Raw genomic sequence first — 24,583 nt, 5'->3', positions numbered from 1 at the left:
ACCGCCGTCACGGCTCGTCCTCACGGCTTGTACGGCAGCTGCGGCACGTCGAAGCAGGTGGTCGTCATCGACGGCACCTGGGTGACCCAGCCGCCCCTGCCGTCCTGCGCCGAGTCCTGCCAGCGGGCGGCGTTCAGGCAGGCCCGGGTGGGGCCGCTGGGCGGCGGCTGCGGGACGAAGGAGGCGGGCAGGATCAGGCCGTGCGCGTCGTACGGCTCGGCGCGGTTCATGAAGGCCTCCACGCAGGACCGGGTCAGCTCGGCGCCGCAGGAGTCCATCGCATCGGTCAGCCACTGCGCGCCCGCCCAGCCCTCCAGCTCCCAGGCCGACAGCTGCGGCCCCCGGTCCGGGTAGTAGCGGGCCATCGCGGTGCGGAAGTCGTGCACCGCCGGGTACTGCTCGTCCTCGTAGTTGAGGCTGGACGAGGTCGCCCACAGCACGTTGCGGCAGTTCGGCGAGGACTGGTAGTCGGTGCGCACCGCCTCCGACCAGTTCTGCACGTTCGTCACCTTCGCCGTCACCCGCGCGCCCGCCTCGTCCAGCGCCCGGCACAGGGCCGCGTTGCCCCGGGTGTCCATGGCGTCGAACAGCAGCTGCGAGCCGTCCGCGCGCACCGCCGCCGCGACCGCCTGGAAGTTCGGCAGCGCGAAGTCCACCGTCTGGAGCAGCACCCGGTAGCCCTCGGCCTCCAGCCCGGCCTTCAACTGCCCGGCGTAACGCGCCGAGTCGGCCTGGTTGTAGGCGACCACGGCGGCGCTGGTCGCCCCCAGTCGCTGCTTGAAGAACCGGAACACCTCGGTGCTCTGGTAGAGCGTGCCGTTCCAGCCGACCGCTCGCCCGTCGCGCGGAGCGCTGTTGCCGTAGATCTCGTACAGGTGCGGCCAGCGGTCGTACGCGGTGCCGATCGGCTGCCCGCCGACGTCCGGCACCGCCTTGCCGCTCACGTACGGGGCGCCCGCGTAGTCCAGGACGCTGCCGCTGACGAAGGCGAACACGTGCGCCTGGTCGATCAACCGGTGCACGCAGTCCTGGTTGCCGATGCCGCTGCCGCCGTCGTCGCAGGTGACCAGCCGGACGGTGCGGCCGTGCAGGCCGCCGCGGTCGTTGAGGGCCTGGAAGAAGGCCAGCGCGCCGTAGCGCGGGCCGCTGAACACCTCGCTGCCGACCGGGCTGGTCAGCGAGGTGACGATGCCGATCCGGATCTCACCGGCCGTGACGCCGGTGTCCGAGGCCGGGTTGCCGCCGGCGGGCGCGCTGGAGGCGGGTGTGGCGGAAGCGGGCGTGCCGGCAGGGCGACGGCTGCCGAACGCGCTGTCCGGCAGCCGGGTGCCGCAGCCCGCGAGGGCCAGCAGCAGCACCAGCACGAGCAACGGCACGAGGACCGGCACCGGCACCGCCGACGGGAGTGCCGACGGGAGCGGCGCCGACCACCCGCGGCCGGGCCGCCGACCCGCGGGGGTGTCGGCGGCCCGGCGCAGCGGTCCGGCCGTCAGCTGCATCCGGGGATCGGGGTGCCGCTGGCGCCGCCGGCCTGGGTGAGCAGGCCGCACAGGGTCGAGCGGGACACCTTCCAGGTGCCGTTCTCCAGGACGGCCTGGCCGGTCGCGGCCGGCTCGACCACGGTGCCCTGGAGGGAGAGCGAGTAGGTGACGGTGGCGTCGGTCGGCGAGGTGAACATGACGTCGGTGACCTTCGCCTGCACCTGGCCGACCCGCGGGTCCTGCGAGAAGCCCTGGAGCACCGGGAGCAGCGCGTCGCCGCCCTGGAGCACCTTGGCCTTGTCGGCGATCGGGGTGCTGGGGTCGAAGAACTTCTCCCAGTTGGTGGTGATCTCCGTCTTGGCGGCCGCCGGGTCGGCGGGCGCGGTGCCGGTGGCGCTGGCGCCGCCCGTGGCCGTCGCACTGGCGGCGGCGCTGGAGGCTGCGCTCGCGGCGGCGCTGGCGGCACTGCTGACGACGCTGGCGGCCGAGGAGGCCGTGGAGCTGGACTTGCTGCTGCTGCACGCGGCCGCCGTGCCCGCCAGCAGCAGGGCGAGCAGCACGCTCACCGTCCGCAGGACCGGGCCGCCGCCCTTGGGGGTGCCGCTCTGCGTCACGTGCATGGTGTTCCCTCTCGACTGCGCCGTCCGGGGCCGTCCGGGCCGGTCTCCCGGTCTTCCGGATGCTGTTCCAGGCCGATCCTGGAAACGTCTCAAGTGACACCATGAAGGCGGATCCATGGACGAATCGCAATCCGGCGGAGAAATCACCCGCGACGCCGCGAAGGGTTCCCCCGTCCGGCGCGGAGCCCGCCTGCTGCGGACCGCCCGGGGTGGACGCGACCGGGCCGGGCGTGACTGGGCCGGGCGTGACTGGGCCGGCTGGATCCTCACCGCCGCCGGGGCGGTGCTGTGCGTGCTCGGCTGGTACGGGGTCTCCGGCGAGCACTTCGTCGAGCAGCAGGTCCCCTACCTGGCCTCCTCGACCATCCCGGGCGCGGCGCTGCTGCTGGCCGGCGTGCTCCTGGTCGCCCTGCGCCCGCCGCCGCCGGCCGGGCGCGACGGTCTGACCGACCAGCGGGTGGCACGGCTGTACGAGCTGCTGGTCGAGCCCGACGGGCCGACCGCCGATCCGGCCGGAGCCGCGACGGGGGCCACGGGGTGGCGGGCCGTCCCCGAGGGGACGCACTACCACCGGCCCGACTGCCCGCTGGTCGCCGGGAAGGCGCAGGCCGAGCCGGTCGACGCCGAGGCCGTCCGGGCCCGGGGACTGACCGCCTGTCCGGTCTGCGAACCGCCGCCGCCGTCGTCGCCCTCGCCCGATCAGGGGGCGGGGCGCGGCACGCAGCCCGAGTCACCCACCCGTCCGGGCGAATCCGCCCCGCCGAACGGGTGACCGCACCGTGACCGTCACCATGGCCGGCCCCATGACCGGCGCCGTGACCGCCCTGGCCGGGGTGACCGCCCTGGCCGCCGGGGTGGGCGCCGCCGCCCCCGACTCCCTCACCGTCGACCTCGCCCTCGCCGGGCTCACCGTCGGCAGCGCCGCCGCGCTCAGCGGCATCGGCCTCGTCGTCTGCTACCGCGCCACCGGCGTCCTCAACATCGCCCAGGGCGCCCAGGCGATGGCCATCGCCTACCTGCTGCGCGACCTCGTCGTCGTCCGGCACTGGCCGGTCTGGCCCGCCGTCGCCTGCTGCCTGCTGCTGGTCGCCCCCGCGCTCGGCGTGCTCCTCGACGTCCTCGTCTACCGCCCCCTGCAACGGCGCGGCGCCGGGCCAACCGAGACCATGGTCGCCGGGCTCGGCGTGTTCGTGCTGCTCATCGGCGTGGCCGTGCTCCTGTGGGGCGGCGCGCCGCTGGCCGGCGCCCCCTCCCCGCTCGGCGGCACACCCCTCCGCCTCCCCGGCGGGCACACCCTGCGGCCCGACACCGTCGCCCAGCTCGCCGCCATCCTCGTCCTCGGCCTCACCGTCGCCGCCGTCACCCGCTGGACCCGGTTCGGCCTCCAGCTACGCGCCGTCGTCGACGACCGCCGCCTCGCCGCCCTGGCCGGCGTCGACGCCGACCGGGTCTCCGCCGTCGGCTGGGCCTTCGGCAGCTTCACCGCCGGGCTCGTCGGCGTCGCCCTCGCGCCGTACCTGCTGCTCGACCCGTACGGGCTGCCGCTGCTCGTCATGGAGACCATGGCCGTCGCCGTCGCGGCGCGGCTGCGCAGCATCCCGGTCGCCGTCGTCACCGGCCTCGGCCTCGGCATCGCCCAGGCCGAACTCACCCGGCTCCGCCCGTCCGGGCAGCTCCTGCCGCTCGTCCAAGCCGTGCAGTCCAACCTGTTCGTGATCGCCCTGCTCGCCACCGCCCTGCTCGCCGGGCCCCACATCGGGGGCCCGCACCCCGTCGCCGGTGAACGGGCCGACGCGCCGCGGCTGACCGCCCGCCGTACCGGGCGGGGCGGGCGTCTGGCCGGTGCCGTCTGCCTGGTCCTGCTCCTGCTGCCGCTCGGCTTCCGCGGCAACGACCTGCGCAGCGCCCTGTTCGTCCCCGCGCTCGCGCTCGTCCTGCTGTCCGTCGTCGTGGTCACCGGCTACGGCGGGCAGATCTCCCTCGGCCAGGCCGGATACGCGGGCCTCGGCTCGCTCGGCACCGCCCTCCTCATGTCCGGACGGATCCCCGGCATCCCGCCACTGCCCGCCGTCCCCGCCCTGCTGCTCGCCGTCCTCGCCACCGCCCCGCTCGGCCTGCTCACCGGCTGGCCCGCCATCCGGCGCCGCGGCCTCGCCCTCGCCCTGGTCACCTTCGCGGTGGGGACGGCGATGAGCCGCTTCGTCTTCCAACAGCCGTACGCCACCAGCGGGCTCACCCTCGACCGCCCGTCCTTCCTCGCCGGCGACCGCGCCTACTACCTCGCCGAACTCCTGCTCCTCGGCCTCGGCCTGCTCGCCGTCCGCGGCCTCCACCGGGGCCGCCGCGGCCGGGCCCTCACCGCCATGCGCGACCACGAGGCCGGCGCGGTCGCCGCCGGCGTCGACGTCCCCGGGCTCAAGCTGTTCGCCTTCGTGGCCGGCGCCGCACTCGCCGCCCTCGGCGGCGGCCTCATGGGCCTCGCCGGGCGGGCCTTCGACGCCGCCTCCTTCGACCCCGTCCGGGGCCTGCTCTGGTTCGCGGCCGTCGTCGTCGCCGGCGCCGACAGCGCCCTCGGCGCCGTCCTCGCCGCCGCCCTCCTGATCGGCCTCGACGCGGGCACCGTCGCCGGGGTCTCCGCCGTCGCCGTCGGCGCCCTCGCCGCCACCATCGGCCGCCTCCCCGGCGGCCTCGCCGCCCTCACCACCCGCCGCCCGGCCCCACGGCCCGTCCCCCCGCTCCCCCCGTCCCACCTCACCCCGGCCGGCCACCGCACCCGCACCCTCATCGCCGCCCGCCGCACCCGCACCCGTACTCCCGCTTCCGGGGACCGGCCGTGACCACCCCAGCGTCCCCAGCGTCCCCAGCGCTCCCCGCCCGCCTCACCTCCCACGGCAACAGCGTCCCGGGCCCGACCACCCGGCCCACCGCCACTCCCGGGACCCAGCCATGACCACCCCAGCGCCCCCAGCGCCCCCCACCCGCCTCACCGCCCGCGGCATCATCCGCCGCTACGGCGGCATCGAGGCCGTCGGCGGGGTCGACCTGGTCGCGCCGCCCGGGCGGATCACCGCGCTGATCGGGCCGAACGGGGCCGGCAAGAGCACCCTCTTCGACTGCCTCGCCGGCACCGTCCGCCCCGACGCCGGCCGGGTCCTGCTCGGCGGTCGGGACGTCACCCGGCTCGCCGCACACCGCCGGGTCAGGCTCGGCCTCGCCCGGACCTTCCAGCAGATCGCCGTCTTCCCCACCCTCTCGGTCGCCGACAACGTCCGTGTCGGCGCCGAACAACAACCCGGCCGCCCCGACCCCCGGGTCGTCACCGAGCAAACCGCCCGCGCCCTGGGCCTGTTCGGCCTCCAGGACATCGCCGCCGAACCGGCCGGCGCCCAACCCACCGGCGTGCTCCGCCTGGTGGAACTCGCCCGCGCCCTGGCCGGCCGGCCACGGGTGCTGCTCCTCGACGAACCGGCGGCAGGCCTCGACGCCACCCAGACCGCCCGCCTGGTCACCGTCCTACGCGGCCTCGCCGAACGCGGTATGGCCCTGCTCCTGGTCGAGCACGACGCCGAACTGGTCGCCGAACTCGCGGACTCCGTCTACGCGATGGCCAACGGCAAGGTCGTCGCCAGCGGCCCGACGACCACCGTCCTCGCCAACCCCCGCATCACCCAAGCCTGGGGCGGATCGACATGACCCGGATGCGCCGCCTGGTACCCCAACTCCGGGCCTCCCGAAGGGCGATGGACATGGAGGTCACGCCGCCGACGCCTCGGGCACTCCCCGCCGCGCACCCGCTGGCGGGGCGCGGCGGGCCAAGGCTTCTGGTCCCGGCGCTGGGAATCCGGCGAAAGGGGGAGCCGGCGCTGCTGGGCGCGGCCGCGGGTGGGGTGGTGGGGGCGAAGGTCGCGCGGTGGAGGGCGCGGCCTCGGGTGGGGGTGGGGTGATGGGGGTGGAGGTTGCACTGCGGGGGGTGCGGGTGCGGTACGGGCCGTTGGAGGCGTTGCACGGGGTGGACCTGGTGGTGCCGACGGGGGCGGTGACGGTGCTGTTGGGGCGGAACGGGGCGGGGCGGACGAGTGTGTTGCACGCGGTGGCCGGGGTGGTGCGGTTGTCGGGTGGGCGGGTGGTGTGGCGGGGGCGGGATGTGACCGGGCTGTCGGTGCATCAGCGGGTGCGAGCGGGGTTGGCGCTGGTGCCGGCGGAGCGGGGGGTGTTCGGGTCGTTGACCGTGGCCGAGAACCTGGGGCTGGGTGGTGGGCGGGGGGCCCGGCCGGGGGCTGCGGTGGCGGTGTTTCCGGAGTTGGCCGCGCTGTTGCCGCGCCGGGCCGGGGAGTTGTCCGGTGGCCAGCAGCAACTGGTGGCGGTGGGGCGGGCGTTGGCGGCGGATCCAGGGTTGCTGTTGCTGGACGAGCCGGAGCGGGGTCTGGCCCCGGCGGTGGCCGCCCGGCTGCACGCCGCGCTGCTGGCGCGGGCCGCCACGGGCCGCACGGTGGTGCTGACCGCGCAGGTGTTGCCTCGGGCGCTGGCCGGGGAGGTGTTCGTGCACATGCTGCACCGGGGGGAGGTCGGCTTCTCCGGGGAGCCGGGCGAGCCGGTCCCGGGAGAAAGCGGGAGCGGCGGCGGCACAGGCGGGACCGGGGCGTCCGGGTGACGGCCCCGGCTCGGCGGTCACTGCGCCAGGTAGCCGCCGTCCACCGGGAGGACGGCGCCGGTGATGAAGGAGGCGTCGTCGGAGGCGAGGAAGAGGACGGCGGCGGCGACCTCGGCCGGGGCGCCGAGGCGGCCCATGGGGTGGAGCTTCTCGATCGCGGCGAGGTACTCCGGCCCGCCGGGTTCGTCGCGCAGGCGGATGACCCGTTCGGTGGTGATGGTGCCGGGCGCGACGGCGTTGACCCGGATGCCGCGGTCGGCCCATTCGACGGCGAGGTGCTTGGTCAGGCCGGAGGCGACGAACTTGGCGGGCCCGTACACGGCCTGGCCGCGCTGGCCGGCCTCCCCGGAGATGGAGGAGACGCAGACAACGGCGCCGCCGGGCGGGTCCTGGGCGGTCATGGCCTGGATGGCGTACTTGCAGGTGAGGAACATGCCGCGGCCGTCGACGGCCATGACCTGGTCCCAGTCCGCGGCGGTGGCCTCGGTGATCTCCATGAGGGGGAGGACGCCGGCGTTGGCCACCAGGACGTCGAGGCGGCCGTGGCGTTCGACGGCGGCGTCGATCATCCGGCGGGCGTCCTCGTCGCGGGCGACGTCGCCGACCACGGTGCTGACGGCGTGCGGGAGTCGGCCGGCGAGCCGGTGCAGGCCGTCCGCGTCGAGGTCGGTGGCGATGACCGACGCGCCTTCGCGGGCGAAGCGTTCGGTGACGGCGCGGCCGATGCCGCTGGCCGCGCCCGTCACCACGCAGGACCGTCCGGCGAGTCGGCCGTCCGTGGTCCCCGTCCCCGTGCTGTTCGCAGTCGCCATGGCGCCCGACTGTAACCGGCCGTATGCCGTATTCCCGGACATGACGCCCGTTCGGGTGACCTGGGCTCCGCCGAACGGAGCACGATCCGTCAGACGGTGAGCACGATCTTGCCGCGCAGGTGCCCGTGCTCGCTGAGCCGGTGCGCCTCGGCGGCCTCCGCCAGCGGGAGCACCCGGTGCAGCGGCAGCCGCAGGGTGCCCGCCTCGTGCAGGGCCAGCGCGGCGGCGTAGGCGCGCTGGTGGTACGGGACGGTCTCCGCGCCGCCGGTGAACCGGACGCCGTGCTCGGCGGCGCCCACGAAGTCGGCGATGGTGAGCACCTTGTCCGGGCTGCCGGTCAGCTCGACGGAGAGCGGCAGCACCCCGCCCTGGCCGGCCGCGTCGAGCGCCCGGTCGATGCCGCCGGGCGCGGCCGCCCGGATCCGCTCGGCCAGCCCGGCCCCGTAGGTGACCGGGCTGGCGCCGAGGTCGCGCAGGTGCGGGTGGTTGGCCTCGCTCGCGGTGCCGACGACCGTGATCCCGCGGGCCCGGGCGAACTGGAGCAGCACGGTGCCGACGCCGCCGGCCGCGCCGTGCACGAGCAGGGTCTGGCCGGCTTCGACGCCGAGCAGGTCCAGCGCCCGCTCGGCGGTCTCGGCGGCGACCGGGATCGCCGCGGCCTCCTCCCAGCCGAGCGAGGCCGGCTTGCGGGCCAGGTGCTCGGCCGCCACCAGCGCCTGTTCGGCGTAGGCGCCGCCCATGACCGCGGCGAACACCTCGTCGCCGGGTGCCAGGCCGGTGACGTCCGGGCCGACCTCCTCGACCACGCCGGCCAGCTCGTAGCCGGTCACGGCCGGGAAGGTGACCGGGAACATCCCGGCCATGGCGCCGCTGCGCACCTTGTGGTCCAGCGGGTTGACGCCGACGGTGCGGACCGCGACCCGGACCTGGCCGGGGCCGGGTGCGGGCAGCTCGATGTCGACGGGGTGCAGCACGTCCGCGCCGCCGTACGCGGAGAAGGCGATCGCCTTGGTCATGGGAATGTCCTTGCCGTTTCCGGGGGTTGGTTTCTTCCGACGGCTCCATCGTGGGGTGTCGGCGAACACCGGCGAGCCCTCCTTTCGGACGGTTCGACCTGTCCGAAAGGCCAGGCACCCGCGCAGGTCCCGGAACTAGGCTGAACGGCATGGAGGAGAGGGAGGAGATGGAGAAGGCCGTGGACACCGTGGAAAGCGCGGAGACCGGCGAGACCGGGTACGGGCAGTGGCAGGACGCCTGGGGCCGGCCGCAGGACGCACTGGCGCGGGCGGTCGAGGTGCTGCGCGCGCCCCGGCCGACCCTCCTGCACCGGGTCTCCGAGGTGCTCGCCACCCTCGTGCCGCACGTGGCGGTCGCCCAGCTCAGCGGCGTCTGCACGTACTCCCCCGCGAACGCGTACGGTCCGCCCGGGCTGGCCGGGCAGGTCGGCAGCCTGGAGCTGGCCCGGCTCGCCGAGACCGCCGCCGTGACCACCGCGACCGGGCGGCCCTGGCAGGGCGAGGCCGAGCTGGCGGGCGAGCGCCGCCCGGTGGTGGTGGCCGCGGCCAGCGTCACGGCCGCGGCGGAGACTGCGTCGGGGACCGCGACGGAGACCGCGGAGCACCACGACGGCGGCACCGCCGTGCTGGTGCTGGTGCTGCGCGGTGCCGACCCGGTGCCGGACGGCGCGCTCGCCGTGCTCCAGCGGTTCTGGGAGCTGGTCACCCTCCACTCGCACCACCGCTCGACCGACGCCGCGCCCAAGCACGCGGCCGCCTCCCGCGCCTCGGCCGGCGCCCGGGCCCGTGCGATCGCCGAGTTCACCGGCACGCACAGCGCGGCGCTCACCGCGATCCTGGCGCCGCTGCGCTCCCCCGCCCTGGACGACGCCACCGCCCGGGCCGCCGCCACCGAGCTGGCCGTCACCGCCCTGCTGAACGTGCGCAAGGGCGCCGAGCTCGACCGCGCGCTGAGCGAGGAGCCCGCCGACACCGCGTTCGCCCGGCTCGCGGACGAGCTGCGCCCGCTGCTGCGGCACTCCCCGGTGCGGCTGGACCTGGCACCCCCGGCGGAGGCGGCCCGGTCCGTCCCGGCGGACACCGCCCACACCGCCCGGGACGCCGTCCGGGCGGCCGTCCTGGTCATGCTGGCGCAGGACGGCCTGGCCCGGCTGCACGTGAGCTGGCGGTTCACCGGGGCCGGCGACACGCTGCGGGCGGTGGTGCGGGACGACGGCCCGGGCCTGCTCGCCGCCGACGCGCTCGCCGTCCACCGCACCGCGGACCGGATCGCCGCGCTCGGCGGCCGCTGCGCCGTCGAGGCGGTCCCCGGCTGGGGCACCACGGTGACCGTCGACCTGCCGCTGACCGTGCCCGAACCGGCCTTCGCCACCGACCCGTTGGACGGTCTGCAGCCGCGCGAGCTGGAGGTGCTGAACCAGTTGGCGTCGGGCCGGCGCAACCGCGAGATCGCCGAGGCGCTGCACATCAGCGAGTCGACGGTGAAGTTCCACGTGGCCAACATCCTGGCGAAGCTGGGCGTGGGCTCGCGCGGGGAGGCGGCGGCGCTGGCCCACCGGGCGGGGATGCCGGGCACGGCGGGGCTGCGGGTGGCGTCGTGACCGGCGGCGCCGAAGAAGACAAGGGAGGCAGCGGAAGCAGCGGCGACGCCTGGGACCCGGCCGCGCCCGGCGTGCTGCGCCTGCCCTCCGGGCGGCTGGTGCGCGGCCGCGGCCTGCGCCGCCCGCTGCCGCCCGGGCCGCGGCCCGCTTTCGGGCTGTACCTGCTGGGCCGTCCGCCGGAGCCCGTCGCGTGGCCGAGCCGGTGGCTGCGCTGGCCCGACTTCCGGCTGCCGGCCGACCGGGCCGACGCGGCGGACGCCTTCCGCGAGGCCTGGGAGCGTTCGGCCGTCGAACGCGTCGAGGTGGCCTGCGCGGGCGGACGAGGCCGCACCGGTACCGCGCTCGCCCGCCTCGCCGTGCTGGACGGCGTCCCGGCCGCCGAGGCGGTCGCGTACGTGCGGGCGCACTACGACCGGCACGCGGTGGAGACGCCCTGGCAACGGCGGTACGCGGAGCGGCCGGAGGGGCGGCCGGTGCGGCGGCCGGTGCAGCCGCCGGAGGAACGGCCGGAGGAGCGGCTACCCTAGCCCGCATGGGTGGGGATCCTCGGCCTGTGACGACGAACCGGGCCCAGAACGTGGAGGTCCACGGGGACCTGTACCAGGCCGGGACGATCGTCCAGCGGGCGGAGCAACCTCCGGTCACCGCCGAGTCGGTGGCGGCCGCGTGCGCGGCGTACGCGCGGCGCGTCCGGGAGACGTACGGCCGGCTGGACCTGGAGGTGCTCACCCCGCTCTCGGAGCAGGGCGAGCACCCGGTGGTGGAGCTGCGCGAGGTGTTCGTCACCCCGCAGGTGCGGGAGGACCCGCCGCCGGTCGAGCTCCCCCGCGAGCTGCTCCAACGCCTGGCCGCCACGGGCGAGTCGGAGGGTCTGCCGCCGGGCCTGCGGCGGGCCACCGTCGACCGGCTGCGGGCCGAGTACCTCAGTCGGCCGACCGAGGACGTCCTGACCGTCCTGGCCGGTCCGCGTGGCGAACGCGCCGTGCTGCTGGGCGATCCCGGCTCCGGCAAGTCCACCCTGGCCCGCTACCTCGCCCTCACCCTCACCCACGCCTCGACCCACACCCTCACCCACGCCTCGACCCACACGGACGCCCACGCCGACCCCCACGCCCGCGCCCACGCCGACGCCCACGCCGACGTCACCGGCCCGCTGGCACCGCTGGCCGGCCGGCTGCCGCTGGTCGTCGAGCTGCGCCAGTACGCCGAGGAGCGGTGGCGCGGGCGCACCTTCGAGGAGTTCCTCGACCACCTGCACCACACCACCGGGATGTCCGTCCCCGGCCCGGAGCTGCACCGGCTCCTCACCGAGGGGCGGGCGGTGGTGATCTTCGACGGTCTCGACGAGCTCTTCGACCCGGGCGTGCGCACCGCCACCGCCACCGGCATCGCCGCCTTCGCCGCCCGCTACGACCGGGTCCGCACCATCGTCACCTCGCGCGTCATCGGCTACCAGCGCGGCCCGCTCGGCGCGGCGGGCTTCACCCACCTGATGCTCCAGGACCTCGACCCCGGCCGGATCGCCACCTTCGCCTGCCGCTGGTACCGGATCGCCTGCCCGGCCGACCCGCAGCTGGCCGCCCGGCTCGTCGAGCGGATCACCGGCGCCGTGGCAGCCTCCCGCCCGATCCGCGAACTCGCGGGCAATCCCCTGCTGTTGACCATCCTCGCCATCATCGGGCGGCGCCAGACCCTGCCGCGCGACCGGCAGGGCGTCTACGAGCACGCCGTCCGGGTGCTCGTCGCCCACTGGGACCGCGACACCAAGCACCTGCGCCCGGCCGTCACGGCGTCCGTCGCCGAGGCGCTGGACCTGCTCGACGACCGCGAACGCCTGGAGCTGCTGCGCCTGTTGGCCCGCCGCATGCAGGAGGGCACCGGCGGCATCGCGGGCAACCACATCCACGCCGACGAGCTGGAGGCCGTCTTCCGGGACTACTTCGGCCAGTTCGGGCTACCGGTGCACCAGTCGCTGGCCGCCGCCCGGGCCCTGCGCGACCAGCTGCGCGAACGCAACTTCATCCTGGCCCGCTACGGCGGCGAGGTGTACGGCTTCGTGCACCGGGCGTTCCTGGAGCACCTCGCGGCGGCGGACGTCGTCCACCGGTACACGGTGCGGCGGGAATGGACGCCGGAGGAGCTGATCACCGGGGTGTTCGCGCGCCGGGCCGGGGACCCGGCCTGGCACGAGGTGCTGCTGCTGGTGGTCAACCAGCTGAGCGAGCCGGATGCGGCCCGGGCGATCGACCACCTGCTGGACCGGCACCAACTGGCCCCCGAGGAACCGGACATGCTGGTGCTGGCGCTGCGCGCGCTGGCCGAGGTGCGCAAGATCGGGCTACTCACGGCGCAGAGCGACCGGGCGGTCGACGGGGTGGTCTCCTTCCTCACCCGGCTGCACAGCCACCCCGGCAACAAGCCGCTGCTGGCCGCGCTGCCCGCACTGGCCGGCTTCGGGGCCGGCTGGTCCGGGCGGGAGCGGTACCTGCGCTGGTACCACCTGCGCGGCCAGTTCCTGCCGGCCGCCGAGGAGGCCACCTCGATCGCCTGCACGCTCCACCACGACGTCGGGCGCGCCGTCGCGCTCGCCCGGTACGCGCTCAAGTCGGGCACCCGGGCCGCGGCCGTCTCCGCCCTGGCCGACCGGTGGAGCACCGACCCCGACGTGCTGCCGCTGCTGCTGCAACTGGTCGACGACGGTGTCGCCTCCGTGCGCTACGCCGTGGTCGAGGAGCTGGCGAGCCGCTGGCCCGAGCACCCGGCGGTGCTGCCGCTGCTGATCCGGCGCACCGTCCAGAGCTCCGACGGCTTCCTGCGGACCGTCACGCTGAACGTCCTGGCGCAGCGGTGGCCGAACCACCCGGACGTCTTCGCCGTCCTGCGCGACCTCGCCGTCCACGAGCGCGACAGCCTCCCCCGGGCGGCGGCGCTGACCGGGCTCGCCACGTACTGGCACACCCATCCGGAGGTGCTGCCGCTGATCCTGGAGCGGGCCACCGCCGACGAGGCGTCCAGCGTGCGGGCCGCCGCGCTCACCCAGCTCGGCCAGCGCTGGCAGGAGCACCCGCCGGTGCTGCCGCTGCTGCGCGAGCGCGCGGTCGCGGACCTGGCCGAGTACCCGCGCGAGATCGCGCTGGGCGTGCTGGTCCGGCGCTGGCCCGAGCGGGAGGACGTGCTGACGCTGGCCGCCACCCTGGCGATCGACGGCCCGGCCACCGTGCGGGCCGCGGCGCTGCGCAACCTCGCCCGCTACTGGCTGCACCACCCGCAGGTGCTCCCGCTGCTCCTCGACCGCGCGGTCCACGATCCGGCCGACTTCCCCCGGCAGCAGGCGCTCCGCCAGCTGGCCGCCGATCTGGGCGAACACCCGGACGTGTTGGCCCTGTTGCGCGACCGCGCGGTCAACGACCCCAGCCCGAACGTCCGTTCCACCGTCCTCGAGCAGCTGGCCCGGGTACGGGCGGCGCGGCCGCCGCAGCCACCGGTGCTGCCGCTGCTCCTGGACCGCGCCGCCGCCGACCCGGACGACTCCGCCCGGGGCACCGCGATCCGCGAGCTGGCCGATCACTGGGGCGAACTCCCGGACGTCATACGGCTGTTGCAGGACCGCGCGGCCCACGACCGGGGCGAGTCGACGCGCCGGCACGCCCTCCAGGCGCTCGCCGACCGGCAGCCCGACGACCCGAGCACCGTCGCCCTGCTGCACCGCGCCGCCACCGACCCGTGGTCCACCCGGCTGCGGACGATCGCGCTGAACCTGCTGGCCGAACACGCCGGACGGCACCCGGAGACGGTCCGCTTCCTGCTCGACCGCGCCGCCACGGACCCCGACCACGAGGTCCGCTGCGAGGCCCTGAGCGGCCACGCGGTGCTCGCGGCCGACGAGGACGCCCGGGCAGCCGTCCGGGCCCGCGCCGCCACCGACCCCAGTCCGCTGGTCCGCCGCCAGGCCCTGACCATGCTGGCCTGGCAGTGGCCCACCCATCGGGAGACCGCGACCGCCCTGCAACGCGCCGCCGACGAGGACCCGGAGGCCCGGGAGGCCGCCGAGGCGGCGCTGCGGACGGTCGAGCTCCTCGTCGACTGACCCACCCCGCTACCATGCGCGAATGATCGAACTCCTCCTGGTCGACGCGGCGGACGGGCAGCCGTTCGGCCGCTCCGAGCTACCGGCCGAGCAGCTCCCCGACTCCTTCGCACCGCACATGCAGCTCGACCTCGGAGACGGGGTGTGGGAGGTGGTGAGCGCGGAGCCCGCCGACCGCAGTGGCTACCTGGCCGCCGGGCGGCTGGTGTTGACGCTGCGCCGAGTGCCCTCGGTGGACCCGCAGGACGTCGGCTTCACCCTGCCGACGCTCTGCGCGGAGTTGCCGCCGCTGTCGCCCCCGGACGACACGGCGGACGACCTGGTGCTGCACGAGGACGAGTGGCGGCAGGCCGAGCTGGTGGAGCGCGGGCGGCGGGCCGAGGTCGAGGCGGAGCTGACGCAGATCCGGCAGGTCTTCGCGGAGCACTCCCGGACCGTCGGGGAGGGCGAGGCGGCGCTACGGGTGTTCGAGCAGCTGCACCTGCGGGAGCGGCCGGCGGAGCCGCTCCTCGGGGCGCTGACCCGGCAGCGGCTCTTCGAACTGCTCCCGGCCGGCCGGGAGTTCACCGGGGTCGCGCTGCGGGACGGACAGGGCCGGGTGGCCGACTCGTTCGCCGCCGAGGTCGGGCCGGTGACGGTGTACGGGCGGTGCACCGACGGCGTGGTCACCGCGCTGGGCGTCACCCCCGCGGCCGCCGCCACGGTGCCGGGCGTGCCCGGACTGGCCGAGCTGATGCGGGAGTTCGACCTGCTGCTGGTCGCCTGGTGCTCGCTGCGCTGCGAGGAGCCGCCCGCGTAGCGGCGGGGGGAGCGGCGGTCGCGGCGGTTCACGTGGCGGCCTCAGTCCTCCCGGACGAGCGTGAACCCCGCCCGCTCCCCGACCATGGCGCAGCGCAGCGGCGCCCCCGCCTCCTCGGGCCGCCAGCCGGCGTCGAGGCCGGCGCGGACCAGGTCGGCGGTCAGGGAGGGGGTGACCGGGTCCAGCTGGAAGAGTTCGCCGACCCGGTCGGCGGGGGCGGTCAGCAGTTCGCCGAAGTGCAGCCAGGGGTCGTCGAACTCCCGGGTGACGACGAGCTGTCGACCCGGGCGGCCCGGCCCGTCGAGCCAGATGCGGACGGCGACGTGCCCGCAGTCGACGTGCCGGACGACCCAGCGGTAGTCACGGTCGTCGACGCGGATCCTGCGCGGTGTCCTCAGTGCCACCCGGCGACGATACGCCCGACGAGGGGGCGCCCGACGACGGGGCGCCCGGAACGCCGTGGGCGAGCAGACGCTCGCGGTCGCGCCAGGCCTGCTCCCACTGGCGGGTCAGGCCCGGGTAGATGACCAGGTACCGGAAGGGCGCGATGAGGGCCATGTAGATCCGCCCGAACCGGCCGTTGGGCTTGACCAGGACGGCCATCCGCAGCTCGTACCCGCCGCTGCCGTTCGGCGCCCACCCCAGGTGCATCAGGGTGTGCACGGTCCGGTTGGCCAGTTCGCCGACGGCCTCGTCGGCGAGCTCGTACACCGGGGTGAGCGGCATGCCGGGGTCGGCGACGCCGTCCACGGTGTCGCGCAGTTCGCCCGGGAGGCGGTCGCGCAGCGACTCGACGCGGGCGCCGAGGCCGGTGGCGGGGTCGTCCCAGCCGAACAGGGCGCCGAGCTTCCAGCGGACCGCGAACAGGAACCGGGCCGCCGGGCCCTGCTCGGCCATCCGCGCCCCGGCGCGCAGCGCGGCGTACATCACGCGGAAGTCGTCCGGCCCGGCACCGGGGGTGCGGTAGGACCAGACGTCCTCGATCCGGAAGTCGCGGGTGTACTCGTGCACCCGCCACGGCTGGTCGGTGTGGGTCGTTCGTGGCAGCCTCATGGCCCCGCCCCCTTATATACGCTGGCGTACAACAATCAGGCTAGACCGGATATACGGCCCCGTATATTCGATTCGAGGCACGAGTGAGGTGGGTCACACCGTGGGCGCTGCTCGCACACCGCGCGACAGATGGGTCGAGGAAGGACTCCGGGCCCTGGCCGAGGGCGGCCCGGACGCCGTCCGGGTCGAGGCGCTGGCCAAACGGCTCGGCGTGACCAAGGGCGGGTTCTACGGATACTTCGCCGACCGCGACGCCCTGCTCACGGCGCTGCTCGACACCTGGGAACGGGAGAGCACCGACGAGGTGATCGACCAGGTCGAACGCGAGGGCGGCGACCCGAAGGAGAAGGCCCGGCGGGCCGGCATGCTCACCTTCTCCGACGACCGGCTGCTCCCCATCGACCTCGCCGTCCGCGACTGGGCCCGGCGCGACGAGGCGGTCGCGGAACGGCTGCGCCGGGTCGACAACCGGCGGATGGACCTGCTGCGGGAGACGATCGGCACCTTCTGCGACGACCCCGACGAGGTCGAGGCCCGCAGCCTGATCGCGTTCTGCGTCGCCATCGGCCACCACTCGCTCGCCGCCGACCACGGCGGCCGCACCCGCGCCGAGGTCCTCGACCGCGCCGCCGGCCTCGTCCTCGACCGCCGCCCGCCCGGCCGCTAGCCGCGCGGGCGGGGGCGCGGGCACAGGCGCACACCACCACAGCACCCCGCCGCCCGCCCGGCCCACCGCCGCCCGCCGGTTGATCGAACCCCGGCGGCCGCCTACTGTCTGGTGGCGGTCTGGATGCAGGACAAGCTGGAGGATGACGGGGTCGTGGCCGAGGAAGCACAGCCGGGTCGGCTGGTCGGACGTCGTTACCGACTCGTCGAGAGGCTGGGGGCCGGCGGGTTCGGCCGGGTCTGGAAGGCCCACGACGAGCTGCTCGGCATCGACGTGGCCGTGAAGGAGCTGTGGCTGCCGCCCGCGATCTCCGTCGAGGAGCGGGCCGAGCGGCTCGCCCGGGCCGAGCGGGAGGCGCGCAACGCCGCGCGGCTGCGCGACCGGCCGCACATCGTGGCGGTGCACGACGTGGTCGTCGAGGACGGCGCGCCGTGGACGGTCATGCAGCTGGTGTCGGGCAGTTCGCTGGGCGACCACCTGGCGGCCCACGGCCCGCTGTCGGTCGAGCAGGCGGCCGTGGTCGCCCGTGGCCTGCTGAAAGCGCTGGCGGCCGCGCACGCCGCCGGGATCGTCCACCGGGACGTCAAGCCCGCGAACGTCCTGCTGTCCGCCGACGGCGACGTCCTGCTGGCCGACTTCGGGATCGCGGTGAACCAGGCCGACACGGCGCTCACCGCGACCGGGGCGTTCATCGGCTCGGTGGAGTACATCGCCCCCGAGCGGGCCCGGGGCGCGGACGGCGCCGCCGGCGACCTGTTCTCGCTCGGCGCGACGCTCTACCAGGCGTTGGAGGGGTTCTCCCCGTTCCGCCGGGACACCCCGACCGCCTCGCTCACCGCCGTACTGTTCGACGAGGCCCCGCCGCCGCGGCGCGCGGGCCGGCTGGCCCCGCTGGTGACGGCGCTGCTCGACAAGGACCCGCAGCGGCGGCCCACCACCGAGCAGGCGCTGGCGCTGCTGGAGGAGCCGCCCGCGACCGTGGCCGCGCCCCCGGCCGCCACCCTGCGCGAGTACCCGGCGACCCCCGCGACCCTGCCGACCCCCGCGACCCTGCCGACCGCCCCGGCACCGGTCCCCTCCCCCGCACCCGCCCCCACGCCGGAACCCGCAGCGGCCACCGCCCCCACCCCCGTCGGCACCCGCTCCCCCCGCCGCACCAAGGCCGTGGCCATCGGCGCGGCCGTCGTGCTGGTCGTGGCCGGGGTCGTCGGCGTGCTCGTGAAGACGCTCCCCGACGACACCGCCGACAACGGCGGCGGCAGCAGCGCCGACTCCACCCACGCGAACGCCGCCGCCTCGGACACCGAGACGTCCGCCCCGCCCTCCCACTCGGCGGTGGCGGACCTGCCGGACCCGTGCGACGTCCCGCGCGAGACCTCCGCCGAGTTCCAGCTCGTCCAGGACGGCCAGGGCAGCCACACCACTGCCCAGGAGCGCCGCTGCGACTGGTCGACGGGGCAGAGCACCGGCCTCCCGTACCACTCCGCCATCGTGGTGACCCGCCCGGGCTCCTACACCATCGACCCCAAGGCGCACGCGTTCCGGGTCGCCTCGGCGGTCGACGGCCACGAGCAGTTCGCCAGCTTCAGCAACCCGGACATGGCCATCTGCTACGTCTGGTGGCCCACCTCGTTCGGCCACGTCATGATCAGCATGTCGGGCGACAAGGGCACGGACGCCGGCCGCCTCTGCGCCAGCGCCGAGGAGTGGGCGGCCGACGCGTACCAGAGCCTGCCGCACTAGGGCAGGCCCTGACGGCGGCCCGTCAGAGCTCCCACCGCAGGCCGTGCGCCCACTGCTCGACGGTGAGCCAGGCGATGCCGGGGTGGTCGCGGTGCAGGGTGTCGGTGTCGATGTCGAGACCGGTCTCCTGGAAGTAGCGGAACATCGCGGCGAGGTCGTGGGAGTACCCCTCGACGACCGGCAGCGGGACCTCCTCGTGCCGGACGGCGCGGCCGCTCGCGGCGGTGATGGCGGCGGCGATCCGTTCGCCGGTGCACCACTGGGAGGCGATGTCCAGGCGGCGGCCCGCGTACGCGGCGGGCCGGGTGAGGACATGGGCGGCGAAGGCGCCGATGGTCTCGGCGGCGATCACGGGCACCGGCATGCCGGGCGGCATCGGCAGGTGGAGGACGCCGTCGCGGAGGGACTCGAGCGTCCACTCGTTGGCGTAGTTCTCCAGGAAGGCGGCCGGGCCGAGGACGGTCCACGGCAGGTCGAGGCCGGCGAGGTGGCGTTCGATCCGGCGCTTGCTCTCGAAGTGCGGGATGCCGGTGGGGCGGTCGGCGTTGGCGGCGGAGGTGTAGACGACGTGCCGGACGGTGCCGGCGGCGGCCGCCGCGTCGAGCAGGGCGACGCCCTGGCGCACCTCCGCCTCGAAGCCGGTGCCGAACGGGGTGGACATGGCGAACAGCGCGCCGGCGCCGTCGAGGGCGGCGGCCAGCGAGGCGGGGTCGTCGAAGTCGGCGCGGACGGTCTCGGCGCCGAGCTCGGCGAGGGCGACGGCGGCCGGGGCGGCGGGGTCGCGGGTGAGGGCCCGGACGGGGCGGCCGGCGAGCAGCAGGGCGCGGGCGGTGGCGCCGCCCTGGGCGCCGGTGGCACCGGTGACGGCTATGGGACGGTCAGTTATCTGCGTCATGCAGTCAAGGTAGGGAGAATCTCCTGCGTGACGCAACTGTTTATCGGGGAGCCCGCTACCCTGACCGCATGCCCGACCGCGCGCCCGACCGCATGACCCGTGACGAACTGATGGCGCGGCTGTGGCCGGCCTCGCGCCGCTACCTGGCCTCGTACGTCCTGTTCAACCAGGCCGTCGCCGACCACCTCGGCATGCACCCGACCGACGTGCAGTGCCTCAACCTGCTCACCCTGGAGGACGGCCCGGTCACCACCGGCCGGATCGCCGAGCTCACCGGCCTCACCAGCGGCTCCGCCACCCGGCTCGTCGACCGGCTGGAGAAGGCCGGTCTGGTCGCCCGTCAGCGCGACGAGGCCGACCGGCGCCGCGTCCTGGTCGCCGTCCTCCCCGAGGCCCTGGACCGCTTCGGCCGGGTCTGGCGCACGCTCGGCGACGACTGGGCGGCCGTCTTCACCGAGGACACCGAGGACGAACTCGCCTTCCTGCTGCGGCACATGCTCCGCACCGTCGAGCTGAGCCACCGCCAGATGGCACGCCTGGCCGCCGGCCTGCCGACCGCGGAGTAACGGCGGGCCACTAGGCAACGACAGGCCGCGGAGCGGGAAGTCGGCCGATCCGACCTCCCACTCCGCGACGGCCGACACCTACCGCAGGTGCCGGGCGAGGAAGCGGGCCGAGCACGCCAACTCGAAGTCGGGGACGTCCAGGTGGCCACCGGGGTTGGCGTGCAGGGTCTTCTCGCGGGTGGCCAGGGCGTCGAACAGGTCGAGGGCCGCCCCGCGCGGGACGAGGGCGTCGTCCCACTGCACCAGGAACTCGACCGGGACGGTGATCCGACCGGCCGGCCCGGTCAGCGACTCGTGGCCCGCCAGGCCGAACACGGCGGCGGCGATGCGCGGTTCGGCCGCCACCAGCGGGACGCCGATCACGCTGCCCAGCGACAGGCCCCAGTAGCCGACCGGGCCGTCCGCGCCGAGCCCGCGCAGACCGTCCAGCACCGCCCGCCACTCGGGCACGGCCTGCGCCGCGAGCTCGGCGGTGTGCCGGGCGACCTCCGGGCTGACGGGCTCGCCGGTCGCGATCAGCTCCGCTATCGCGGTGGCGAACTGCTCGTCCTGCGCGCTCTTCGGCCGCTCCCCGTGCCCGGGCGCGTCGATGGCCGCGGCCGCGAAGCCGTACGTCTCCACCAGGTGGTGGGCGCGGGCCAGCACGCCGGGGCCGGTCCGGTGCTGGCCGCCACCGTGGCCGAGCAGTACCAACGGGCGGCCGCCGGGCCCGCCGGCGGGTGACCAGAGCACGGCGGGGACGCCGTCGACGGTGAAGTGACGCTCCGAAGGGCCGGACACTGAACTTCCTCCTCTTCCGGGCTGTCGCACTCACCCCGCCCTGCGGCTCGTCGGTGGGGTGACGACGGATCCGACGGAAGGAACAGCCCCGTGCTGACGAACATCATGGACGTGCCGGCCGGGCCGATCTGTTGGTGGACGGACAACCTTGACCAACGTCACACATTTTTCACACGGAGGCCACCCAACACCAAGTGACGACCAATGACGCTCGGTCAACCCGCTCTGAGCAGGGATGCTACGGACACGGAGAATCAACCGTCAGGTGACATTGTGTCGGCGAGGTGTGGGGTCACCGTCCAAGCGGCGAACGGACTTTCACTCCAATCACACCGTATGACTAATATCGCCTCGTCCAAGCCCGTCCCCGGACGGCCCCGCCCCGACAGGCCGGCCACCAGCCCTAGGAGTCTGCTCTGCGCGCGCGTGCGAATCGGCGTCCCCCGACGCCGAAGGCCCCCCGCAGGCGGCCACGCCTGTCCCTGCGGCGGGCACTGCTCGCCCTCGCCGTCGTCCCCGGCCTCGCCCTCGCCGGCCTGTGGGCCGTCACCAGCGGCGAGGACGTCCTGGAGTTCCAGCGCCGGGCGGGGCAGGCCCTGCTCGGGCAGAACATCGGCCGCCCGACCGACACCGTCTACTACAACCTCCAGGAAGAGCGCCGGCTCAGCGCCGAGGCGCTCGCCCGGCCCGGCACCACCACCGACCAGCTGCGCCGCCAACGGCAGTCGACCGACGACGCGGTGCGCCGGTTCCGGACCGTGTCCGGCGAGACCGCCGACCGCGCCCCCGCCGAGGTCCGCACCGCCGTCGCCCAGGCCCGGCAGGCGATGGACCGGCTCGCCGAGGAACGCGCCGCCGTCGACCGCGGCGCGATCGACCAGCAGTCCCTCTACACCTACTACACCGACCTGATCGCGGTCGACCTGCGCCTGTTCACCGCGCTCGGCCACGTCGACGACGGCGAGGTCACCCGGGCCTCCACCACCCTGGTGAACGCCTTCTGGGCGAAGGAGATGCTGGCCCGCGAGGACGCCCTGCTGGCCCGCGGCTGGCCCAGCGGGCGGCTCTCCGCGGCCGACTACCAGCAGGTGCAGCTGGCGATCGGGGCCCAGGACCACCTCTTCACCGTCCAGGTCGCGCCGAACGTCCCGGCCGGGGAGGCCGGCGCCTGGCACGACCTGATGACCGGCCCGGCCTGGCAGGCCAAGACGGCCGTCGACCAGGCACTCGTCATGCCCGCCGCCGACCCGAGCGGCACCGTCAAGCTGCCACCCGCCCAGGACCAGTGGCGCCAGGCCGTCGACCAGCTCAACCCGCAGCTGGTGCAGGCGATCGAAACCCGCGCCGACGGGGTCGTCGACGCCGGCGAGAGCGGCGTCCGCGCCCTCCGCACCGAGGTCGCGCTGACCGGCGGCATCGGCCTGATCGCCGTCCTCGCGGCGGCCGTCGCCTCCTGGCGGCTCAGCCGCTCGCTGCGCCGCCGGATCGGGGAACTGCACGGCCGGGCCGAGGAGATGCAGCGCACCCTGCCCGAGCTGGTCGACCGGCTCGGGCGCGGCGAACGGGTGGACGCCGGCGCCGAGGCGCCGGCCGGTACGGCCGCCCCGTACGGCAACGCCGCCGCCGACGACGAACTGGCCCGCCTCGGCGAGGCGCTCGACCTCGCCCGCGCCTCCGCCGTCGCGGCCGCCGTCCGGCAGGCCGAGCAGCACCGCGGCTTCGAACGCCTCCTCCAGCGCATCGCCCGCCGCACCCAGCTGCTGATCGGCCGCCAGCTGCGCAAGCTGGACGAGCTGGAGCGCCGGCACGAGGACCCGGACATCCTGGAGGGGCTGTTCGACCTCGACCACCTCACCGCCCGGCTGCGCCGCTACGAGGAGAACCTCGTCATCATGGCCGGCGGCCAGCCGCAGCGGCGCTGGCGCAAGCCCGTCCCGCTGCTGGACGTGCTGCGCGCCGCCCAGGGCGAGGTGCAGGACTACCGCCGGATCGTGCTGGACGTCGAGGGCCACCCGTGGCTGTCCGAGCGGGCCGTCGGCCCGGTCGCGCACGTGCTCGCCGAGCTGATGGAGAACGCCACCACCTTCTCCAGGCCGCCGACGCCGGTCGAGGTGCGGGCCGCCATGGTCGGGCGCGGGCTCGCGGTGGAGATCGAGGACCGCGGCCTCGGCATGGACCCCGAGCAGTACGACGCCGCCAACGAACTGATGCGCCGCCCGCCCAGGACGGACGTGCTGACCCGGGCGGACGACATCCGCCTCGGCTTCCACGTGGTCGCCCGGCTGGCCGCCAACAGCGGACTGAGGATCGAGTTCCGGCCGTCGGCCTTCGGCGGCACCCGGGTGGTCGTGCTCGTCCCGGCCGAGCTGGTCATCGACGGGGATGCCGGACTGCCGGACGTCACCCCGGCCGCCGCCGCGTCCGCGCCCGCCGGGCCGATCCCGCTGGTGCGGCGCTCGCGCAAGGCGCTGCTCACCGCGTCCAGCGAGGCGCCGGAGCGGGAGCCGCAGCCGGCGCCGGTCGCGCCGGTCGAGTCCTTCGGGCCCACCCGGGCCGGGGAGCCCCGGGAGCGGCCGGCGACCGGCTCCGCCCCCGCCGTGGAACCCACCGCCGGACCCGCCGTGAAACCCGCCGTCGCACCCGTCCACCCCGAGCAGCCGATCCAGCACAGCTCCCCCTCCGACCACGGGCCCGCGCACGACTCCCCCGCCTACCCGGACATCGCCTACGCCCTGGTCACCGACGCCGAGGCGCCGTACGCCGACGAGCAGTACCGCCCGGCCGACCACTACCGGCTGGCCGAGCGGCGCCGGCGCCACGAGTGCGCCTCCGCCGAGCCGCCGAGCCCGGCCGACGGCACCCAGCCGCCGCTGCCGCAGCGGATCCGCCAGGCCAGCCTGGCCGCCGAACTGCGCGTCCCGCCGCCGCCCCGGCAGCAGTGGGTCGAGCGCCCGGGCCCCGCCGACGCCACCGGCAGTGGCTCCGGCGGCCCGTTCCAGCGCCCGGTGCAGCGCTCCTGCGCGGCGATCGGCGCCTTCCAGCGCCAGTCCCGCGCCGCCCGCGCCCAGGACGGCGGCGAGCAGCCGCAGCCCCGGACCGCGACCCCGCCGGCACCCCCCACCGCACCCGCCGGCGCCCCGACACCCGCGCCCGCCCGGTCCCCCTGGGCCGGGCCGGACGCGGACCCCCGAACCACACGAACGGATGGCCAGCCATGAACCGCACGATCGCCCCCCACCAGGACCTGGACTGGCTGCTGGACGGACTCGTCGACTCGGTGCCCGGCACCAGGAACGCCGTCCTGCTCTCCGACGACGGGCTGGTCGTCAGCCACTCGCGCTCCATCGTCCGGGACGACGCCGAACGGCTGGCCGCCGTCGCCACCGGCCAGCAGAGCCTCGCCCGGGGCGTCGGCCAGATGTTCGACGGCGGGCCGGTGCACCAGGTGATCGTCGAGCTCGCCGAGTGCTGGCTGTTCATCATCGCCGCCGCCCAGGGCACCCACCTGGCCGTGATCGCCTCCCAGGAGGTCGACGCCGAGGTCATGTCGGTCGCCATGCACACCCTGGTGCAGCAGCTCGGCCAGAAGCTGGCCACCCCGGCCCGGCACGAGGCCCCCGCCGCCCCGGCCCCCGCCGCTCCCCCGTTCGACGCCTTCGCCGCCCGCAGGCCCGTGGGCAACGGGCGGAGCTGAGCAGGCGGGGTCGCACCGGCCGGGCGCGCGTTCGGACCGGCCGGGTCAACTTGTGCCGACACCCGGCGACATAACAGACTGTCAGTCGCCCGAGCCGAGGCGACCGATGGGGGCCGCG

Annotated in this window: 21 protein-coding genes; 13 read left to right on the top strand and 8 right to left on the bottom strand. The window is 75.7% G+C overall.

What is annotated here, in order from left to right:
• Window positions 1-20: 20 nt before the first annotated feature.
• The gene (locus ABTY15_RS21290; RefSeq protein ID WP_350595390.1) at window positions 21-1,499 is read right to left on the bottom strand and encodes an ABC transporter substrate-binding protein; all 1,479 of its coding nucleotides are present in this window, start codon (window positions 1,497-1,499) and stop codon (window positions 21-23) included.
• Window positions 1,490-2,101 (bottom strand): MTB12 C-terminal domain-containing protein, encoded by a 612-nt coding sequence (locus ABTY15_RS21285; RefSeq protein ID WP_350595382.1) that lies wholly within the window; start codon window positions 2,099-2,101, stop codon window positions 1,490-1,492. Before ABTY15_RS21285 ends, ABTY15_RS21290 begins: the two co-directional genes overlap by 10 nt.
• A gap of 115 nt (window positions 2,102-2,216) precedes the next feature.
• Between ABTY15_RS21285 and ABTY15_RS21280 the strand changes: the two genes are divergently transcribed.
• The 4 genes from ABTY15_RS21280 (at window position 2,217) to ABTY15_RS21265 (ending at window position 6,752) form a co-directional block, all read left to right on the top strand.
• On the top strand, window positions 2,217-2,873 hold the full coding sequence (locus tag ABTY15_RS21280) for a hypothetical protein (RefSeq protein WP_350595375.1): 657 nt from the start codon (window positions 2,217-2,219) through the stop codon (window positions 2,871-2,873).
• Window positions 2,874-2,880: 7 nt separating this feature from the next.
• Window positions 2,881-4,938 carry an ABC transporter permease subunit gene (locus tag ABTY15_RS21275; protein ID WP_350595368.1) on the top strand — a complete coding sequence of 686 codons (2,058 nt, stop codon included), beginning with the start codon at window positions 2,881-2,883 and terminating at the stop codon, window positions 4,936-4,938.
• Window positions 4,939-5,047: 109 nt separating this feature from the next.
• The gene (locus ABTY15_RS21270) at window positions 5,048-5,794 is read left to right on the top strand and encodes an ABC transporter ATP-binding protein (protein WP_350595362.1); all 747 of its coding nucleotides are present in this window, start codon (window positions 5,048-5,050) and stop codon (window positions 5,792-5,794) included.
• Between the two features lie 250 nt (window positions 5,795-6,044).
• Window positions 6,045-6,752 (top strand): ATP-binding cassette domain-containing protein, encoded by a 708-nt coding sequence (locus ABTY15_RS21265; protein WP_350595355.1) that lies wholly within the window; start codon window positions 6,045-6,047, stop codon window positions 6,750-6,752.
• A 17-nt stretch (window positions 6,753-6,769) separates the two neighbouring features.
• Here the strand turns inward: ABTY15_RS21265 and ABTY15_RS21260 are convergent, their stop codons facing one another.
• Together ABTY15_RS21260 and ABTY15_RS21255 are read right to left on the bottom strand one after the other, a co-directional pair.
• Window positions 6,770-7,564, bottom strand: coding sequence for an SDR family NAD(P)-dependent oxidoreductase (locus ABTY15_RS21260; protein WP_350595348.1), 795 nt, complete (start codon window positions 7,562-7,564; stop codon window positions 6,770-6,772).
• Between the two features lie 89 nt (window positions 7,565-7,653).
• Window positions 7,654-8,580: an NADP-dependent oxidoreductase gene (locus tag ABTY15_RS21255; RefSeq protein ID WP_350595344.1), complete on the bottom strand. Its 927-nt coding sequence runs from the start codon at window positions 8,578-8,580 to the stop codon at window positions 7,654-7,656.
• Between the two features lie 149 nt (window positions 8,581-8,729).
• Between ABTY15_RS21255 and ABTY15_RS21250 the strand changes: the two genes are divergently transcribed.
• Genes ABTY15_RS21250 through ABTY15_RS21235 form a run of 4 tightly spaced genes read left to right on the top strand, consistent with a single transcriptional unit; the run spans window position 8,730 to window position 15,067 of the window.
• A complete protein-coding gene (locus ABTY15_RS21250; protein WP_350595336.1) occupies window positions 8,730-10,181 on the top strand; it encodes a helix-turn-helix transcriptional regulator in 1,452 nt (483 codons plus the stop codon).
• The gene (locus ABTY15_RS21245; protein ID WP_350595329.1) at window positions 10,178-10,708 is read left to right on the top strand and encodes a protein-tyrosine phosphatase family protein; all 531 of its coding nucleotides are present in this window, start codon (window positions 10,178-10,180) and stop codon (window positions 10,706-10,708) included. Before ABTY15_RS21250 ends, ABTY15_RS21245 begins: the two co-directional genes overlap by 4 nt.
• A 26-nt stretch (window positions 10,709-10,734) precedes the next feature.
• Window positions 10,735-14,268 (top strand): HEAT repeat domain-containing protein, encoded by a 3,534-nt coding sequence (locus tag ABTY15_RS21240; RefSeq protein WP_350595325.1) that lies wholly within the window; start codon window positions 10,735-10,737, stop codon window positions 14,266-14,268.
• Between the two features lie 22 nt (window positions 14,269-14,290).
• Window positions 14,291-15,067: a hypothetical protein gene (locus tag ABTY15_RS21235; protein ID WP_350595317.1), complete on the top strand. Its 777-nt coding sequence runs from the start codon at window positions 14,291-14,293 to the stop codon at window positions 15,065-15,067.
• A gap of 41 nt (window positions 15,068-15,108) precedes the next feature.
• Here the strand turns inward: ABTY15_RS21235 and ABTY15_RS21230 are convergent, their stop codons facing one another.
• Both ABTY15_RS21230 and ABTY15_RS21225 read right to left on the bottom strand, forming a co-directional pair.
• Window positions 15,109-15,471 carry a hypothetical protein gene (locus ABTY15_RS21230; RefSeq protein ID WP_350595313.1) on the bottom strand — a complete coding sequence of 121 codons (363 nt, stop codon included), beginning with the start codon at window positions 15,469-15,471 and terminating at the stop codon, window positions 15,109-15,111.
• Window positions 15,428-16,120: a DUF2867 domain-containing protein gene (locus tag ABTY15_RS21225; RefSeq protein WP_350595308.1), complete on the bottom strand. Its 693-nt coding sequence runs from the start codon at window positions 16,118-16,120 to the stop codon at window positions 15,428-15,430. Before ABTY15_RS21225 ends, ABTY15_RS21230 begins: the two co-directional genes overlap by 44 nt.
• Before the next feature lie 100 nt (window positions 16,121-16,220).
• Here ABTY15_RS21225 and ABTY15_RS21220 point away from each other — a divergent pair, with 100 nt between their 5' ends.
• Window positions 16,221-16,787, top strand: coding sequence for a TetR/AcrR family transcriptional regulator (locus tag ABTY15_RS21220; RefSeq protein ID WP_350595298.1), 567 nt, complete (start codon window positions 16,221-16,223; stop codon window positions 16,785-16,787).
• A 153-nt stretch (window positions 16,788-16,940) separates the two neighbouring features.
• Window positions 16,941-18,530 (top strand): serine/threonine-protein kinase, encoded by a 1,590-nt coding sequence (locus tag ABTY15_RS21215; RefSeq protein ID WP_350595293.1) that lies wholly within the window; start codon window positions 16,941-16,943, stop codon window positions 18,528-18,530.
• Window positions 18,531-18,552: 22 nt separating this feature from the next.
• On the opposite strand, the gene ABTY15_RS21210 is transcribed toward ABTY15_RS21215, so the two are convergent.
• Complete coding sequence (locus ABTY15_RS21210) at window positions 18,553-19,425, bottom strand: NmrA family NAD(P)-binding protein (RefSeq protein WP_350595283.1); 873 nt, start codon at window positions 19,423-19,425, stop codon at window positions 18,553-18,555.
• Window positions 19,426-19,493: 68 nt separating this feature from the next.
• Here ABTY15_RS21210 and ABTY15_RS21205 point away from each other — a divergent pair, with 68 nt between their 5' ends.
• Window positions 19,494-19,991, top strand: a complete 498-nt coding sequence (locus ABTY15_RS21205) for a MarR family winged helix-turn-helix transcriptional regulator (protein ID WP_502893553.1) — start codon at window positions 19,494-19,496, stop codon at window positions 19,989-19,991.
• Window positions 19,992-20,069: 78 nt separating this feature from the next.
• On the opposite strand, the gene ABTY15_RS21200 is transcribed toward ABTY15_RS21205, so the two are convergent.
• Complete coding sequence (locus ABTY15_RS21200) at window positions 20,070-20,771, bottom strand: dienelactone hydrolase family protein (RefSeq protein ID WP_350595275.1); 702 nt, start codon at window positions 20,769-20,771, stop codon at window positions 20,070-20,072.
• Window positions 20,772-21,367: 596 nt separating this feature from the next.
• On the opposite strand from ABTY15_RS21200, the gene ABTY15_RS21195 reads away from it, so the two are divergent.
• Together ABTY15_RS21195 and ABTY15_RS21190 are read left to right on the top strand one after the other, a co-directional pair.
• Window positions 21,368-23,989 (top strand): sensor histidine kinase, encoded by a 2,622-nt coding sequence (locus ABTY15_RS21195; protein WP_502893555.1) that lies wholly within the window; start codon window positions 21,368-21,370, stop codon window positions 23,987-23,989.
• Entirely contained in the window at window positions 23,986-24,465 is a 480-nt protein-coding gene (locus ABTY15_RS21190; protein WP_350595270.1) for a roadblock/LC7 domain-containing protein, read from the top strand. Before ABTY15_RS21195 ends, ABTY15_RS21190 begins: the two co-directional genes overlap by 4 nt.
• The last annotated feature ends 118 nt before the right edge of the window (window positions 24,466-24,583 follow it).

Source organism: Kitasatospora sp. NPDC097643, assembly GCF_040302625.1.
In the GTDB taxonomy this organism is placed as follows: Bacteria; Actinomycetota; Actinomycetes; order Streptomycetales; family Streptomycetaceae; genus Kitasatospora.
The sequence above is the reverse complement of the archived record's forward strand: the minus strand, read 5'-3'. Positions and strand labels throughout refer to the sequence as shown.